The organism is Citrobacter sp. C348 (genome assembly GCF_047467975.1).
Classification (GTDB): domain Bacteria; phylum Pseudomonadota; class Gammaproteobacteria; order Enterobacterales; family Enterobacteriaceae; genus Citrobacter; species Citrobacter gillenii.
The window spans coordinates 347,477-362,966 of record NZ_JASJUJ010000001.1; the positions used below are offsets into that span (position 1 = coordinate 347,477).

Genomic DNA, 15,490 nt, shown 5'->3' on the forward strand with positions numbered 1-15,490 from the left:
ACGTACCTTACCTGTCATGAAGGATGTAAAGATGAAAACTACAGCAAAGCTGTCGTTCATGATGTTCGTGGAGTGGTTTATCTGGGGCGCCTGGTTTGTACCGCTTTGGCTGTGGCTGAGTAAAAGCGGATTCAGCGCCGGAGAAATTGGCTGGTCCTACGCCTGTACCGCCATTGCCGCAATCCTGTCACCGATTTTTGTCGGTTCGCTCACTGACCGCTTTTTCTCCGCGCAAAAAGTCCTGGCGGTGTTAATGTTCGTCGGCGCCATTCTGATGTACTTCGCCGCGCAGCAGACCACCTTCGGCGGCTTCTTCCCGCTATTGTTGGCGTATTCACTGACCTATATGCCCACCATTGCGCTGACCAACAGTATTGCCTTTGCCAACGTCCCGGACGTCGAGCGTGACTTCCCACGCATCCGCGTGATGGGCACCATTGGCTGGATTGCCTCCGGTTTAGCCTGCGGGTTCTTACCGCAAATGCTGGGCTACAGCGATATCTCCCCCACCAATATCCCGTTGCTGATCACCGCCGGGAGCTCCGCGCTGCTGGGTGTCTTCGCCTTCTTCTTGCCGGATACGCCGCCAAAAAGTACCGGCAAGATGGATATCAAAGTCATGCTGGGGCTGGATGCACTGATCCTGCTGCGTGATAAGAACTTCCTTGTCTTTTTCTTCTGTTCGTTTCTGTTTGCAATGCCGCTGGCGTTTTACTACATCTTCGCCAATGGTTACCTGACCGAAGTCGGAATGAAAAATGCCACCGGCTGGATGACGCTGGGTCAGTTCTCGGAAATCTTCTTTATGCTGGCGCTGCCGTTCTTTACTAAGCGCTTTGGCATTAAAAAGGTATTATTGCTTGGTCTTATTACTGCAGCGATCCGCTATGGCTTTTTCGTCTACGGCGGCGCGGAAGAATATTTCACCTACGCACTGCTGTTTCTCGGCATTCTGCTGCACGGCGTCAGTTACGATTTCTACTATGTTACGGCCTATATCTACGTGGATAAAAAAGCGCCTGTGCATATGCGTACCGCCGCACAGGGGTTGATCACCCTCTGCTGTCAAGGATTCGGCAGTCTGCTGGGCTATCGCCTGGGCGGGGTGATGATGGAAAAAATGTTTGCGTATAAAGAGCCGGTTAACGGTCTCACCTTTAACTGGGCGGGCATGTGGGGATTTGGCGCAGTCATGATTGCCGTCATTGCCGTACTGTTTATGATTTTCTTTCGCGAGTCTGACAAAGAAATCACCGCAATTAACGTGAACGACCGCGATCTGGCATTGAAAAAAGGGGAAGTAAAATGAAAGCAGAGCGTATTCTCGGTGCTCTTTATGGGCAGGCGTTAGGGGATGCGATGGGCATGCCTTCAGAGCTATGGCCCAGAACCCGCGTGAAAGCACACTTTGGCTGGATCGACCGTTTTTTGCCCGGCCCCGCGGAAAATAACGCCGCCTGCTATTTTAACCAGGCTGAGTTCACTGATGACACAGCCATGGCGCTGTGCCTGGCAGATGCTCTGCTGGAATGCGACGGGAAAATTGTCCCCGACGTCATTGGCCGAAATATCCTGGCCTGGGCGGAAGATTTCGATGCCTTCAGTAAAAACGTGCTGGGCCCCACCTCGAAGATTGCCCTTAAGGCCATCCGCGACGGAAAACCCGTTACGGAGCTGGAAAACAACGGTGTCACCAACGGTGCGGCCATGCGCGTTTCACCGTTAGGCTGCCTGCTCCCGGCACGCGATCTTGATGCCTTCATTGATGATGTGGCGCTGGCGTCCAGCCCGACTCATAAATCGGATCTGGCGGTGGCCGGGGCCGTGGTTATCGCGTGGGCAGTGTCGCGCGCGATCGACGGCGAACAATGGTGCGATATTGTCGATGCGCTACCCACCATTGCCCGCCACGCCCAGCAAAAACGGATTACTACCTTTAGCGCATCGCTCGCGGCTCGCCTCGAACTGGCACTGAAAATCGTCCGTCATGCCGATGGCATCGAATCTGCCAGCGAGCAGCTATATCAGGTAGTGGGGGCCGGCACCAGCACCATTGAATCCGTGCCCTGCGCCATCGCTATGGTGGAACTGGCACGCACCGATCCTAAGCGCTGCGCTATTTTGTGCGCGAATCTTGGCGGTGACACCGACACCATCGGTGCTATGGCAACGGCAATTTGCGGTGCACTGCACGGCGTCGGCGCGATTGACCCTGTGTTGAAACAGGAACTGGATGCGGTCAATCAGTTGGACTTTACCCGCTACGCCAGCGGATTAATGCGCCTGCGTGAGCAACGGGAGGCGCGATGAGCACCACGCGTTTGCAGGCACTTATCCCGCAGTTGCACACCCGGCGCCCGGTGACGGTAGTCGGTGCAGCGGTGATCGATGTGATTGCCGATGCGTATGCCCTGCCCTGGCGCGGTTGTGACATCGAGCTTAAACAACAAGGCGTTAATGTTGGCGGCTGTGCGCTGAACATCGCCGTCGCGCTTAAGCGTTTAGGTATCGACGCCAGCAATGCCTTGCCGCTAGGTCAAGGCGTGTGGGCAGATATCATCCGCAACCGGATGGCAAAAGAGGGTTTACACAGTCTGATTGACCATGCCGAAGGTGATAATGGCTGGTGTCTGGCGCTAGTTGAGCCAGACGGTGAACGTACCTTTATGTCCTTCAGTGGCGTCGAAATTCAGTGGAACGCCGACTGGCTTGCGCAGTTGACGATCCCGCGCCACAGCCTGGTGTATCTTTCCGGCTATCAGCTGGCTTCGTCGTGCGGCGAGCTGCTGGTGCAGTGGCTGGAGAGTCTGGATGAGGTGACGCCGTTTATCGATTTTGGGCCGCGCATCGGCGACATCTCCGATGCCTTAATGGCGCGAATACTGGCCTGTCACCCGCTGGTGTCACTGAATCGGCAGGAAGCAGACATTGCCGCAGAACGGTTCAGGTTAAGCGTGGATGTCGAGGGTTTTGGCGCTGAGTGGGTGAAGCGCTTTGCCGCGCCGGTGGTAGTTCGCCACGATAAAGACGGCGCATGGTATTTCAGTGAAACGACATCCGGCTGCGTGCCTGCATTTCCAACGACCGTGGTTGACACCATTGGCGCTGGCGACAGTCACGCAGGCGGCATGCTGGCCGGGCTGGCATCTGGCTGGTCGCTAGCCGATGCCGTGTTGCTTGGCAACGCGGTGGGATCGTGGGTGGTCGGGCATCGCGGCGGCGATTGCGCCCCCTCGCGCGATGCGTTACTCCTCGCACACAAAGACGTATAGGTCGCTGCGGCAGTAACTGATGCTGTATTCAATGGGCCGGTGCTGCTGGTCAAGCGCGACCTGCTTGATCACCAGCACCGGCACTTTGCTGTCCATCTGAATGTGCGACTGGAACTCCGCATCCGGCATGCGGGCGCTGACGCGGGAGCGCGTGCGCTGCGGGAAAATATGCTGGCTGCGAAAATAGTCGTACAGCGAGACGCCGATAGCATCCACATCATGAATAAGATGCGAAGGGACCCAGGACTCTTCAATGGATACGGCGTCTTCATCCACATAGCGAATACGCTTAAGCAGAAAAACGTCACTGCCGGCGGTAATAACCAGCTGCTGCGCCACCTCTTCCGGACAAGGCACCACGCGTTTATTGACCCACAGCGTATCTGGTTTTTTTCCGCGTAACACCACCTGCTGAGAAAAGCCGCGCGCTTCTTTTAGCGAATACTCAAAGATATTGTTGATCTGCGTTCCGTAACCACGGGCGCGGGTCACTACCCCTTCTTCCTCCAGCGCCTGCATCGCTTTACGCACCGTAATGCGCGAAACGCCGGTCAGCTGGCTGAGATCGCGCTCACCAGGCAGAATATTGCCATGCTCGAGGATGCCGCTGCGGACAGCGTTTTTCACCGTTTGGGCGAATTTAAGATACAGCGGCGTGTTATCCGCCGCCGAAATGCGTTCATTCAGTTGCGCGATAAGCTGGGTATGCGCTTGTTCCATTTATCTTTTTCCTGACCGCTGAATCTTCAGCCAGTATACGCATTTATCCCTGTTACCACCACGCGTGGAAATGGTGTACCGGACCTATCCCCTCGCCCACTTCCAGGGAATCTGCCTGGGCCAGTGCCGCCGAGAGCCATATTTTGGCCTCCTGCACCGTATAGGCCCAGTTTGCATGACGCGGGCGTAGCGCAGCCAGCGCTGCCGACAGCGTACAACCGGTGCCATGGGTGTTTTTGGTCTTCACTCTTGGCGCGGTAAAGCGCTGCTCGCCCTCGCGGGTAAACAGCCAGTCAGGGCTTTGCGCGTCATCCAGATGACCGCCCTTCATCAGCACCGCCTCGCAGCCCAATGCCCGCAGAGCACGCCCCTGCTCCAGCATTTCCTGCTCCGTTTGGGCATGGGTTGTTTCGAGCAATGCGGCGGCCTCCGGCAGATTCGGGGTAATGATCGACACCTGCGGCAGCAGGCGAGTTCGCAGTGTTTCTACCGCAGAGGAGGACAGCAGCGGATCGCCGCTTTTCGCCAACATCACTGTATCAAGCACCACATTTCGTACCTGAAAGCGGCGTAAACGCTCGGCGACCGCTTCCACAATATCCGTTTCTGCCAGCATACCGATTTTGGTGGTATCTATGCGTACATCGCTGAACACGGAGTCCAGCTGCGCGGCAACAAAATCAGGTTCGATCCGATAAACCGACTGCACACCGCGCGTATTTTGCGCCACCAGAGCCGTGATGACCGAGCAGCCATAGGCCCCGAGCGCAGAGAATGTTTTTAAATCCGCCTGAATACCTGCACCACCGCTGGGATCGGTTCCGGCAATTGTTAATGCGTTAATCCGTTTCATGCCAGCTCCTGCGCGTTCAGGTTATATAAAGCATCAAGGAATGCAGGAATAAAGCTTCCTGGCCCTGTCGAGTGCTCAGTGGCGAATTCACCGGCCTGTTTCATCCAGCTACAGGCAGACGCGACGTTACTCAGCCGATCCCCCTGCAACGCACAGCTGGCAGCCACCACCGCCGACAGCGCACATCCGGTGCCAACGACACGCGTCATCAATGGATCGCCACCGCGAATACTCACGGTACGCTGGCCATCGGTAACGTAATCCACCTCCCCGGTTACCACGACGATGGAGGCGACCCGGCATGCCAGCGCCTGTGCCGCCGGCAGCGCAGCGGCTGCTGTGTCGGTGGTATCTACACCGCGCCCACCTCCGCACATTCCCGCTAGCGCGAGTATTTCAGAGGCGTTACCGCGAATGGCAGCAGGCTGGAGCGAGAGCAAATCCAGGCAAAAACGACGGCGAAACTCCAGTGCCCCAACGGCAACGGGATCGAGCGTCCAGGGCGTATTCGCCCGCTGCGCCTGTTCGACCGCCGCACGCATAGCAATGGCGCGGCTCCCGGTCAGCGTACCGACATTAATCAGCACTGCATGGGCAACAGCCGCAAACTGGCTGGCTTCTTCGGGTTCAATCACCATCGCAGGTGACGCGCCCAATGCCAGAAGCGTATTGGCGGTAAAATTCTGCACGACCTCATTGGTCATACAATGTGTGAGTGGAGAAAGGGTTCTAAATTGCTGTAAGGCGTGGGCCGCGAGTGCGCGGCTGTGCAGGTCAGGCTGCATGGTTCAGCTCCTGCCCGCGTGAAAGAAGGGACACGAGCAGTGTCAGACTTCCCTACGCTGGCATTATCCAGATCAGGTGGTACGGGTATTTCTCAGCCTTCACAAGGAAGGGCACCCCGAGTCATTTCATTTATAAAACAATCATTTAAACATTGAAAATGTGTAGATATTTAGTGTAACCGGGGCTTAGCCCCAGGAGCAAGAATTTTCGATTTAACACAGCATTTATCACAGTGCTTATCTCACCGGTTTTTCGGGGGGATTACCCTAACACCCAATGTAGTTTTACTTAAATCACTTTTATTTCAATAGGTTTCTCGGAAAAATATTTTCCGTATACATCCATAAGTAGTACATTTAACGCTCAATACCAGCATAATTAAGAGGGATTTTGATATGGCAATACCTGTGTATCTATGGCTTACCGATGATGCAGGAAATCAAGTTAAAGGCAGTGTTGATGTGCATGGTAGAGAAGATTCTATAGAGATTTTAGAGCTTATGCATAATGTAGAGTTACCAACTGACGACAAAACCGGAAAGATCACCAGTAAGCGCCAGCATGGTGATTACGCACTAATCAAAGAAGTCGATTGTTCATCTCCTTACCTCTATCAAGGTGTATCATCCGGCAGAAAATTTAAACAAGCTGTATTGAAGTTCTACCGCATAAACTATAACGGACAAGAAGAAGAGTATTTCCGTGTAACAATGGATAATGTCAGAATTAATGAAATTGAACCTTTCATGTTTGACATAAAAAAACCTACATTTGAAAAACACAACCATCTTGAAGCATTCTATTTGGCATATGAAAAAATCACCTGGCATTATCTTGATGGAAATATAATTCATTCTGATTCATGGAACGGAAATAAGGAGGTAGCGTAATGACTTGGGTTTATAAAATAAGCGCTCACAGCTTTTATCTGAATGGAACCTATCAATTTGATGCTAAATATTCTGGCAGACCTGGATATAAAAATGATTCTGCTAATGAGTGTGTAAAAGATAACGGCCCACTTCCTAGAGGCACTTACACTATCGGCCCCGCTTTCTACCATCGTAGAACTAGAGCATGGACGATGAGACTTACGCCATACATTGAAAATCAAATGTGTGGGCGTGATGGTTTTATGATTCATGGTGATAGTGCTGCCCATCCTGGAGAAGCTTCTGATGGTTGCATTATCCTTAACTTGCCATATCGTAAAATCATTGACGCTAGCAGCGATAAAGTTTTAGTAGTGGAAGATTAATTATGTTTAAAAAAATGTTAGTCTGTTCATTTGCTTTAATCCCAATATTTGCATATGCAAAAGATTATGGATGCGCCGCTGTTGGCTTATCAATGGAATCATCTTTATTTGATGCGCTATCAAAAGATTTAAAAATTGATACATCAACTGTTGATAAAACTAAAGCCAAAGTAGATATCATTGATATTTCTCCAATCTCTAAAACCTATGCGGAATCTTTAGCACGAATTGATTACAATAAAGATCCTAGTAAGGAGAAAACAGAAGATACATATAATAAGATTTATTTCTCTAGCTATTATTATAATGGCGTAAAATCTATCACAGCTAAATACACTTATATGAATAAGGCGAAAAAAAAAGATGTATTTATTGCATCCAGCCTGATGAACAAGGATGAATGCTCTATTAGATTTAATGGATACATCACGTTATCAAGAGAGTTTTGATACTTATGGGGCAGTAATGCCCCTCTTAAAAAGAGTACTTTGGAATTACAATCATCTCATTAACCCCCTATCCTAATACAAAAAGCATTTTCAAGATAAAATACCTGCAACCTGATCAACAATAAATAATTGATTAAATCCACCAATACGTATTTAATATAGAATAAAGAGATAAAAGGTAGTTTTCCATTCGATCATCATGAGCAGTTCTGGAGCTATTTTGTTAATGCCTGATGATACAAATCACATCTACAATTCGACTTACCCGCATGTTGAGGACATGACATACGCCCTCAACAGCTTAAAAGTTTCTCAATGTAAATCAGCCTTAAAAATAGCGCATTCACTCTTTGATAAAATCACTTATTTGATTAGTAGATTTTTCAATCTTAACGAATTAAAGGATGAATCTCGAATCAGTATAGACAGTCTATTTATAGACTTTAGTGATAAGGAGTCAAGAAATGAATGAAAACCGCATAAGAAACTGAAAGAAAACAACAATCATTTCATTCACGCTTTATTCTACATTTTGAAAGATATCCGTGATGTGCAAAATTCAACTTCTGTTTCGTAATGGTTAGATCCCGATGCTGTAGCATTTGCTGATATTAGAAATGCAATAGAGCATCGTTCTTTAAAAATAGTTGATGATTTCAGAGATGAGTTTGCTACATCACACAATAGCTATTGTGATGAAGAATTAAGGAAGCTACAAGAACAAATTAACACACTGCCAATTGAAATTAGAGAGATTGGGCTAAAACTTAAACAAGCGAAAAAAGAATGCAATCCTGAATTATTAGCACAACTTCAAGACCAAATCGATAAATTAAACTCACAGTTTGAAAATGTGAAATCAAAGATTCATGAAAAAGAAAAACTATCGTCTCACTCTCTTTTAATTCCAATATGCCAATTTGAATTAAGGCTTATGCAACTCATTGGCCTATCACGAAATTCAATTATGTATTTATCTCTTGCAATACACTTTGAAGAGCGCAAACGTCCAAAAGGCGGTATCTATATGCCGAGAGAAGTTCCTTTAAAGCAGAAGTTTGAATAGGCTTCCTATCACATGGAAATGTAATTAATTGTTTCTTATGTCATTAATCAGACCTACGCTTGCATTATCCAGAACAGGTGCAAGGAGTTTCAATCAATCTCACAGTTCGCGCGCTCAATTTTTCCCGATGAAGAAGAGACACTTTATAAAGCGACAATAGAGGAAATCGATATTCTCTCATGCGATCTTTTTTATTTTGGATCGGCATTTTGAGATTTGTAATCGATAACGTAATTTATTAATAAAATGAAGGAGAAAAAATTTAATTCGCGTTTTTTATGATTGTGTTTTAAACAACTCAGCTAATAGGTTTTTTCAAATAATTAAAGAACGGGTTAAAAAGTATTTGTTAGCTCATTTTGAAGCGTCCTTTTATAACGATACTCATTCTTCTGATCGGACAGTTAAATCGTTATTTTGCTATTTAATGAGGCGGGCACCATCTTTTAAAGGTAACTTATCTACATGTAAACATTAAATAAAAAAATACACACCCTAAAGCCATAGCCCCGGATGCTTTTTTGTGATCTCTGTTGTCATCTAAATCCTTGGCCTATCAGATAGTTATTTCACTTCACTAAAAAAGATTATGATTTAAAGATTAATCTGTATTGATTTATACCGATAACCGCGGTTAGGCTTTATATCAATCAAACACATTGATGTTTCATATGGATAAAAAGGTTTTTGTCTATACCTCTTAAGGTTAACAATAACATGACAAAAGGAGTGATTGTTTCCGCAATCGTTTCTTTATGCCTTGTAGCTCCAGGTGTATTTATCAGGTGATGTATAACATCGTCATTTCAAAAATGGCGGGTTAGTGTAATAATAATTAATTATAGGCTTGGAAATGAAGTATAATAAATTAATGATGATAGCTATCGTAGCAGGCGCTTTTTCACTTTCCGGTTGTAATCTGGAAAAACAATATCTTGATGATTGTGAAGCTAACGGCATTGATCGTACCGCGTGCTTTGAGCAATATCATGCTGATAATCGCGCCAACGCCGATCGTTACCAGACTTACACGGAAAATAGCCGTAAACTGGACGCGAAAAAACATTCTCATCATAACTAAGGTTTATCATGAAAACTAAATTAGCCCTGATTGCTCTTGTATGCTCTTTCGCCGTTATGCCTGCCCATGCAATTAATGCACACTATCGCGCTCAATTAGAACGTTCTGGTTGCACACAAGTTAGTGATGGTGATGGGACTTGTGATATTCACAAAACCAAAGCGCAAAATGCGAAGGCTAAATCAGGCTCTAACGCATTTACTGCTGATGCCGATCACGTACTAAATCAACCAATTTCTACCAGTGCTGAATATCTCCTTGCTAAAGGATGGAAACCTAATAACGGTTTATGGAAGAAACAAGGTTATGTACTCTCTCTTAAAGTTGAAGCCGATACAGTCGTAAAAGCCCAACTTTCCAAGGGGTAAACAATCATAAGGCGACTTCGGTCGCCTTTATTGATTGAAGATAGTAAAGATGCTGACATCTTGCGATGTCGTCCTGTGACTGCATCACAACAAACTGATGTAAATTGCAGAGCAGCAGCGGTATTGCTAAATTGCGGTTCAACGTTGCCGCCTGCTCGTACTTCATTTACACTTTTTACGAAATAACTGGAGTTCTCACAAAATAGTGCTTGTCAGATATCCTGTAAGCCCGGAATGATACACGACCGTTGTTGACGACCCGAATGAGTAGAGAGGATGGGTATGAAGAATAAAATGTTGCTGGGTGCACTGCTGCTAGTAACCAGCACCGTCTGGGCAGCGCCTGCCGCCATCGCAGCCCCTAAAGGCATCGATAAATATGAGCTGAGCGGCTTTATTGCTGACTTTACCCATTTCAAACCCGGTGACAAGGTTCCGCCCCTGTACCTCACCGAAGAATACACCATTAAGCAGTGGAACCTGCGCAACCTACCCGCACCGACGGCAGGCACCCACTGGACCTACATGGGTGGCGCGTATGTGCTGGTCAATGATGCCGATGGCAAGATCATCAAAGCCTACGACGGCGAGATTTTTTATCATCGTTAATATAGAGATATCGCGCTTTCAATTAAATGAGAGCGCATATTTAAAATTATACTACTCTAAGATAATTAGTAATATTCCACGACTACTCTTACCAAACTCCTTACGCTTCCCATACGAATGTCGTTACTATATGCCACATATTTTCCATACAAAACGAGATCGATTTTTTGCTCAAGATAATTAATATCTTTAAAATTTAAAAGGTTATAGTTTTTACTACGACCATCATCAAAATTTATCCTATCAGCACCATCCAATGAAATCTCAAATCCGACATCACCCGCGCCTGTAGATGTTTTTTCGTCTTCATTTTTCAGTATGCTACCATCTACATTATTTGATTCGAAATGATATCGAAATGAATTGGAGGACAACCCTGCATTGCAAATGAAAGCAACTTCACCGGCTGTTTTTGTTAATCTTAAAAAACTTTGTGCTTTCCCTCTCAAATCCTTAATAGTAACATCTGGAGCGTTAAGTACCCCATCAGAAAACTTACATGTTTTCATGACCATTCTTATATCAGGTTTTAATGTAAAAACATACTCATGTCCTGTATTTGGTATGGCACCAGATTGAGAGCTTATTTTAGGCACAAATTTCACCTGAAAACCTTCAGACAAATTTTTAACATTTGTAGGAATTTGATCGTCACTGGAAATAACATCAAATGAAAATGTTAATACCTGATTATTTATTTTATTAATATCCTGAGATATATAGATTAATTCCCAAATACTTACGCTATACGCCACCTCCTTTGGCGAACTAGGATAGTTTGCTTTTAGGTAAATAAACCGACCATTTGCACCCTCGACCTTGAAATAAGGTGAAGGAGGTAATTCAATATCAAATACTGTATCAACACCAGCATTCCAGATATTTCGACACATAGGTGTTTTCTTGAACCCAAAATCTCTTAAAACGAATTTATTATTATTCATTGATGAAAGAGTCAATATTTCACTCTTTTCTACAAATTCAGTTCCACCATCGGAAATATAGCAATTAGCGAAAGAGTTAAAACTAAAAAAAACAATAATTAAAATAAATAATTTCATAATACTTCCTTCACCGACAAATATAAACTTTACTTTCATCAATCGTTTTGCCGAAAGTGATTGAGCATGAAAGTCCCTGTTGTTTATCGACAGCTACTTTTATCTCTGATGGCACTTTATTAGTGCGAATAAAGAGCTGGCTTCCCTGGCCGACCACGCCAATATTGTGTCCATGAATATCTTCTACTTCATAACCAAACGTCAGCGGTGAACCATCAGGCCGCAACGCCCGGATATACCAAGGTTTACGTTGGTCAGTATCAAACTTCGCCAGAACGACTGCTCCCCGATGTGGGGCTGTATTACGCCTATTCCCTTGCAGATCGGTTTCGCTGTTAGTATTAGAAACATCCAGCATCAAGTGGTTTTCACGATAAGGCGTCAACCCATCGTAGACCACCACACCATTACGGTTGGTGGTACGGTATTTTTGCCCATTTACATACGCCCCTTCCAGACCCGGCGCATGCATCACGGCGAAGGTTTCTGACAACCGGTTGGCTAAATTCACCCCTCCCGACCAGGCCACAAGGCCACCCGAAATGCTGCCGCCCGCTTGCGTATATTTAGACGACTGGCTGTAGTTGCCGTTTAACGTCGCTATCGGCGCATTCCAGGTCAGATTACCGCCCGCTGTTGTTTCGCTGTCCTGCCGTTGATGGCTGAGGTTGACGCCATAGTTAAACTGATCGCGACTGCCTGCGGTGCCGGAAATCCCGGTATTGTTAGACGTAAAACCATCATTATCAAAGGTGGTCGAGTTAGAAACATACAGATGTCGGCGCGGAGTGCTAATGTCATCTCCCCAGTCAAACGGAATGGAGATAAAGATGTTAAAACGTTTATCTTCGTGATGATCTTCATCATAAGTCTGACTAGCTGAAAAGGTATAGCTAATCCGTTGCCAGCTATTGGAATAACTCAGCTGATAATCTTTGCTGCTACCGCTACGCCCCCAGTAGTCTCGCCACAGCGTACTGAGCGTGAATGAACCCCAACCTTGCGGCAGAGACTGGCTGACGTTCGCCGAAAAGCTGTTTTTACGGCCAAAATCGTTCTGATAATAATCCGCAATGTCGTACACATCGTTTTCATCACGACGGTAGCTATTTTTGTTATTTGCCCAGACGTGATCGTTAAACGTGCGATAGTCTTTGGAGGAGTAGCGATACGCTGCTAAGCCAAAACGGGTGGCAGTTTGCGTCAAATACTTGTTATAGGCGATCTGGTAGCTCTGCCCGTCAAACACATCGCCATTATCCTGTTTGCTGTGCGATTGTGTGGCATCGACAGAAATCGCGCCGATACGCGTATTCCAGCCGGTACCCAACGTAAACGCATTGTAGTTATCCGCCAGCATGGTGCCGCCATACAGCGTTAACAGATTATTCAGCCCGTACTGATAGCTCATCTGTGCAAAGTCGGTCTGGTTACTGGCGCCTTCGATATGGCTACGCCCTGCCGCAAAGTCATACTTTGAGACACCCGGCTGCAACATATTAGGCACCGCAGCGTACGGCACCAGATAGGTTGTTACCGATCCGTCAGCCTCTTTGACACTGACGTCAAGATCCGCACCGCCACCAGCCAACTGCAAATCAGCAATTGAGAACGGGCCAGGCGGAACCTCTTTCTGGTAAACGACAAAGCCGTTCTGTTCGATGGTGACCAGCGCGTTGCTTTGCGCAATCCCCTGAACCAGCGGCGTAAAATTCTGTTTTGAGTTCGGCAGCATCTGCATATCGCGATACAACCGTACGCCGCGAAAGCGCACCGCATCAAAAACATCCGATGAGGTATACATATCCCCGGCACGCAGAGTGCCCAAAATTTGCGGGATGCCGCGTTCCAGATACAAGGTATTACTTTGCCACTCCCCGCGGCTTTCATCAGTTTTGTTATAGCTGGCATCAGAATGCAACTGCCACCCCAGCAGATTTAACCCACTGGTAAAACGCGCATAGGTACTTTTGCTGTTACCAGAATCCTTATAATCGCTGTAATACTGGCTGGCGTAGTACGAGGTATAGAAGGCATTGATGCCACGATCCCAGTTTTCTGGAGGAACATAGCCATTCTCCAGTTCATCCACATAGGCCTGCGGGACGCTGAGATCCAGGCGAAACGTGCCGACATCCCAGGCATAGCTGCCCCCTTGTACCGCCTGCTTCAAGGTTGGGCATTCATTCTGCTTGTCCAGCGCCTGTATATTTATCCCCAGACGTGTTAATGCGTCACGGGATAAACAGGTGTCATCCGGATTCTCCTTAACGGTTAGTTCATACTTACCACGCCACTGTTTATTGACGTAGATGTCAATATCATATTGGCCTGGCAGGGGTTGGTTATCATCGAGGCGAAAATCAGAAACTTTCTCGCCCTTCATTCCACCCATCATAAAGTGAGTATCAAACGTTTCCTCTGCGGCATGGACATCAATGCCGAGTAGCAACAGTAATACCGCCGAAGCAATCGGAGTCATCCTTAACATAACCAGCTCCTGTTATTTTAGGCTGACGTTATCGCTAATATAATTACCGTGATCGTCAATAATGGTTATTTTATAATTATTGGCATTAGTGTTTTTTAATGCCACATCTGCACTGGATAGCGGTGCAAGCATAATGCTTTCGTTGTTGATCTTGACATTGTTAGCTTTAACTTCTGTTACCGTGATCCAATTAGCTGCATCATTCTTAATGGAGTAAATACTACCACTACGTTTCATAGACAGTTTTTGAAATGTACTTTTATTAACTGGTGCTATTCCTTTAGGCCGATAGAATAATTTAATTCGATTCTGCATTGCAAATTTCAATACATTTTTACCAGTACTGTCTGGATTGTTTGGTGGAATATCCAGTACATTGAGAAAAAATAAACTTTCTTTGTTATCTGGCAACATATTCGGCATTTTTTTAATTTTCAACTGCTGACCAGAGTCCGCTGCTATCTTAGCCACCGGAGGAGTAAGCATAAAGGGTACGTGAATTTTTTCCGGTGGTAGCGAGCTGTCTCCGTCATCAATCCATGACTGTACCAGTGAAGACCGCCCCCCCTGATTCATCAATTGAACCAATACTTCTTTCTTTTCTGCCGGATAGATAACACGAGTGCCATAAATCACTATACCAGCATGGACGGGTTGCGCAGATGCGATTAAAAAAGCTGTCAGAATCCATTTCATTTCGCGTTCGTCCTTTTAACATGAATTGCCGGTGAAGACACCGGCATAGAAATTTACTCAGCAGAAACACCAATAACCAACACTGATGATAATGTTCCTGCGATGACTGGCGTAGCATCAGATCGTGCATATTGCGCACTGAAATCCAGAGTATATTCCACCCCTTCAGCTGTTTCTTGCCAAGAAAGATATTCACCAATATTATTTGCCTGATCTTTTGTTAATGGATTCTTACCTAATTTCAATTTAAATCCGACACCATCAGAACTACCTTTTTCTTTTCTAAGAATCCCAGCAGCGGTGAATTCCCCGCGATTGATACTCACCGTTTTAAGAGTAGTACCTTTAGGACAAATTATCTTCATTGGGTTTGCTTGATCGCTATACTCCTCAATAAGAGCATCACCTACATTTAATCCAGCAAAGCGAGAAATATCAACATCATCTAGGGTAATAGTACTATTACTATCATTGTCCTTGAAACTGCACGGGCTGTTTATTATTTTCCCTTCAATGGTTAACTGTCCTGTTTCGGTGCCAGCAGCAAACGCCCCAGCGCTCATAAATACAGCAGACAGTACAGCCGCAGAAATAATTGAACGTTTCATAGTATCTTCCTTAATGAATTAATTTCTATTTGTTAAGAGGTTCAACTCTTGAAATTAAATTCGCACACAAGAAACGTTACCGCAATGTAAACACCTTGTTTTATTGATTTAAAACAAGTTATAAACAGCAATATAATTACAACAAATAAGTAATGGCGAATACTATTTTTGC

General features: G+C 46.1%; 16 protein-coding genes, 1 pseudogene and 1 riboswitch. Of the genes and pseudogenes, 10 read left to right on the top strand and 7 right to left on the bottom strand.

Annotated elements, in window-relative coordinates:
• Positions 1 to 31 precede the first annotated feature (31 nt).
• Genes QNN86_RS01690 through QNN86_RS01700 form a run of 3 tightly spaced genes read left to right on the top strand, consistent with a single transcriptional unit; the run spans position 32 to position 3,272 of the window.
• Positions 32 to 1,309, top strand: a complete 1,278-nt coding sequence (locus tag QNN86_RS01690; RefSeq protein WP_117343241.1) for a nucleoside permease — start codon at positions 32 to 34, stop codon at positions 1,307 to 1,309.
• Positions 1,306 to 2,310 (top strand): ADP-ribosylglycohydrolase family protein, encoded by a 1,005-nt coding sequence (locus tag QNN86_RS01695; RefSeq protein WP_414210532.1) that lies wholly within the window; start codon positions 1,306 to 1,308, stop codon positions 2,308 to 2,310. Before QNN86_RS01690 ends, QNN86_RS01695 begins: the two co-directional genes overlap by 4 nt.
• Positions 2,307 to 3,272: a PfkB family carbohydrate kinase gene (locus tag QNN86_RS01700; protein ID WP_414210533.1), complete on the top strand. Its 966-nt coding sequence runs from the start codon at positions 2,307 to 2,309 to the stop codon at positions 3,270 to 3,272. The genes QNN86_RS01695 and QNN86_RS01700 overlap by 4 nt, the downstream gene beginning before the upstream one ends.
• On the opposite strand, the gene QNN86_RS01705 is transcribed toward QNN86_RS01700, so the two are convergent.
• From QNN86_RS01705 to thiM, 3 genes are read right to left on the bottom strand one after another with little or no spacing between them, the layout of a single operon-like run.
• A complete protein-coding gene (locus tag QNN86_RS01705; RefSeq protein WP_414210534.1) occupies positions 3,246 to 3,992 on the bottom strand; it encodes a GntR family transcriptional regulator in 747 nt (248 codons plus the stop codon). The genes QNN86_RS01700 and QNN86_RS01705 overlap by 27 nt on opposite strands.
• Before the next feature lie 52 nt (positions 3,993 to 4,044).
• Positions 4,045 to 4,845: a bifunctional hydroxymethylpyrimidine kinase/phosphomethylpyrimidine kinase gene (gene thiD / locus QNN86_RS01710; RefSeq protein ID WP_414210535.1), complete on the bottom strand. Its 801-nt coding sequence runs from the start codon at positions 4,843 to 4,845 to the stop codon at positions 4,045 to 4,047.
• A complete protein-coding gene (gene thiM, locus QNN86_RS01715; protein ID WP_414210536.1) occupies positions 4,842 to 5,630 on the bottom strand; it encodes a hydroxyethylthiazole kinase in 789 nt (262 codons plus the stop codon). Before thiM ends, thiD begins: the two co-directional genes overlap by 4 nt.
• A gap of 32 nt (positions 5,631 to 5,662) precedes the next feature.
• Positions 5,663 to 5,759: riboswitch (TPP riboswitch) on the bottom strand.
• Positions 5,760 to 6,026: 267 nt separating this feature from the next.
• Here thiM and QNN86_RS01720 point away from each other — a divergent pair.
• The 7 genes and pseudogenes from QNN86_RS01720 (at position 6,027) to QNN86_RS01750 (ending at position 10,462) form a co-directional block, all read left to right on the top strand.
• The gene (locus QNN86_RS01720; RefSeq protein WP_414210537.1) at positions 6,027 to 6,521 is read left to right on the top strand and encodes an Hcp family type VI secretion system effector; all 495 of its coding nucleotides are present in this window, start codon (positions 6,027 to 6,029) and stop codon (positions 6,519 to 6,521) included.
• Positions 6,521 to 6,889: a tlde1 domain-containing protein gene (locus QNN86_RS01725; RefSeq protein ID WP_182269591.1), complete on the top strand. Its 369-nt coding sequence runs from the start codon at positions 6,521 to 6,523 to the stop codon at positions 6,887 to 6,889. The genes QNN86_RS01720 and QNN86_RS01725 overlap by 1 nt, the downstream gene beginning before the upstream one ends.
• A 2-nt stretch (positions 6,890 to 6,891) precedes the next feature.
• The gene (locus QNN86_RS01730) at positions 6,892 to 7,338 is read left to right on the top strand and encodes a Shiga toxin A subunit (protein WP_181617315.1); all 447 of its coding nucleotides are present in this window, start codon (positions 6,892 to 6,894) and stop codon (positions 7,336 to 7,338) included.
• 280 nt (positions 7,339 to 7,618) lie between these two features.
• A complete protein-coding gene (locus QNN86_RS01735; protein WP_414210652.1) occupies positions 7,619 to 7,810 on the top strand; it encodes an LA2681 family HEPN domain-containing protein in 192 nt (63 codons plus the stop codon).
• A gap of 1,447 nt (positions 7,811 to 9,257) precedes the next feature.
• Positions 9,258 to 9,485, top strand: coding sequence for a hypothetical protein (locus QNN86_RS01740; RefSeq protein ID WP_117343479.1), 228 nt, complete (start codon positions 9,258 to 9,260; stop codon positions 9,483 to 9,485).
• Positions 9,486 to 9,493: 8 nt separating this feature from the next.
• A pseudogene (locus QNN86_RS01745) lies at positions 9,494 to 9,664 on the top strand (hypothetical protein); the annotation flags it as partial.
• A 465-nt stretch (positions 9,665 to 10,129) separates the two neighbouring features.
• Positions 10,130 to 10,462 (top strand): RcnB family protein, encoded by a 333-nt coding sequence (locus tag QNN86_RS01750; protein ID WP_096756518.1) that lies wholly within the window; start codon positions 10,130 to 10,132, stop codon positions 10,460 to 10,462.
• A 65-nt stretch (positions 10,463 to 10,527) separates the two neighbouring features.
• Here QNN86_RS01750 and QNN86_RS01755 read toward each other — a convergent pair whose 3' ends face one another.
• Genes QNN86_RS01755 through QNN86_RS01770 form a run of 4 tightly spaced genes read right to left on the bottom strand, consistent with a single transcriptional unit; the run spans position 10,528 to position 15,318 of the window.
• Positions 10,528 to 11,523, bottom strand: a complete 996-nt coding sequence (locus tag QNN86_RS01755) for a hypothetical protein (RefSeq protein WP_414210538.1) — start codon at positions 11,521 to 11,523, stop codon at positions 10,528 to 10,530.
• A 10-nt stretch (positions 11,524 to 11,533) separates the two neighbouring features.
• Complete coding sequence (locus QNN86_RS01760; RefSeq protein ID WP_414210539.1) at positions 11,534 to 14,014, bottom strand: fimbrial biogenesis outer membrane usher protein; 2,481 nt, start codon at positions 14,012 to 14,014, stop codon at positions 11,534 to 11,536.
• Between the two features lie 12 nt (positions 14,015 to 14,026).
• Positions 14,027 to 14,710 carry a fimbria/pilus periplasmic chaperone gene (locus QNN86_RS01765; RefSeq protein WP_182269589.1) on the bottom strand — a complete coding sequence of 228 codons (684 nt, stop codon included), beginning with the start codon at positions 14,708 to 14,710 and terminating at the stop codon, positions 14,027 to 14,029.
• 53 nt (positions 14,711 to 14,763) lie between these two features.
• Positions 14,764 to 15,318: a fimbrial protein gene (locus tag QNN86_RS01770; protein WP_414210540.1), complete on the bottom strand. Its 555-nt coding sequence runs from the start codon at positions 15,316 to 15,318 to the stop codon at positions 14,764 to 14,766.
• Positions 15,319 to 15,490: the final 172 nt, after the last annotated feature.

What these genes read in the sequence shown, in the direction of transcription:
- QNN86_RS01690 (WP_117343241.1), top strand. Translation starts at nt 32, where the DNA reads ATGAAAACTACAGCAAAGCTGTCGTTCATGATGTTCGTGGAGTGGTTT.
- QNN86_RS01695 (WP_414210532.1), top strand. Translation starts at nt 1,306, where the DNA reads ATGAAAGCAGAGCGTATTCTCGGTGCTCTTTATGGGCAGGCGTTAGGG.
- QNN86_RS01700 (WP_414210533.1), top strand. Translation starts at nt 2,307, where the DNA reads ATGAGCACCACGCGTTTGCAGGCACTTATCCCGCAGTTGCACACCCGG.
- QNN86_RS01705 (WP_414210534.1), bottom strand. Translation starts at nt 3,992, where the DNA reads ATGGAACAAGCGCATACCCAGCTTATCGCGCAACTGAATGAACGCATT.
- thiD (WP_414210535.1), bottom strand. Translation starts at nt 4,845, where the DNA reads ATGAAACGGATTAACGCATTAACAATTGCCGGAACCGATCCCAGCGGT.
- thiM (WP_414210536.1), bottom strand. Translation starts at nt 5,630, where the DNA reads ATGCAGCCTGACCTGCACAGCCGCGCACTCGCGGCCCACGCCTTACAG.
- QNN86_RS01720 (WP_414210537.1), top strand. Translation starts at nt 6,027, where the DNA reads ATGGCAATACCTGTGTATCTATGGCTTACCGATGATGCAGGAAATCAA.
- QNN86_RS01725 (WP_182269591.1), top strand. Translation starts at nt 6,521, where the DNA reads ATGACTTGGGTTTATAAAATAAGCGCTCACAGCTTTTATCTGAATGGA.
- QNN86_RS01730 (WP_181617315.1), top strand. Translation starts at nt 6,892, where the DNA reads ATGTTTAAAAAAATGTTAGTCTGTTCATTTGCTTTAATCCCAATATTT.
- QNN86_RS01735 (WP_414210652.1), top strand. Translation starts at nt 7,619, where the DNA reads ATGACATACGCCCTCAACAGCTTAAAAGTTTCTCAATGTAAATCAGCC.
- QNN86_RS01740 (WP_117343479.1), top strand. Translation starts at nt 9,258, where the DNA reads ATGAAGTATAATAAATTAATGATGATAGCTATCGTAGCAGGCGCTTTT.
- QNN86_RS01750 (WP_096756518.1), top strand. Translation starts at nt 10,130, where the DNA reads ATGGGTATGAAGAATAAAATGTTGCTGGGTGCACTGCTGCTAGTAACC.
- QNN86_RS01755 (WP_414210538.1), bottom strand. Translation starts at nt 11,523, where the DNA reads ATGAAATTATTTATTTTAATTATTGTTTTTTTTAGTTTTAACTCTTTC.
- QNN86_RS01760 (WP_414210539.1), bottom strand. Translation starts at nt 14,014, where the DNA reads ATGTTAAGGATGACTCCGATTGCTTCGGCGGTATTACTGTTGCTACTC.
- QNN86_RS01765 (WP_182269589.1), bottom strand. Translation starts at nt 14,710, where the DNA reads ATGAAATGGATTCTGACAGCTTTTTTAATCGCATCTGCGCAACCCGTC.
- QNN86_RS01770 (WP_414210540.1), bottom strand. Translation starts at nt 15,318, where the DNA reads ATGAAACGTTCAATTATTTCTGCGGCTGTACTGTCTGCTGTATTTATG.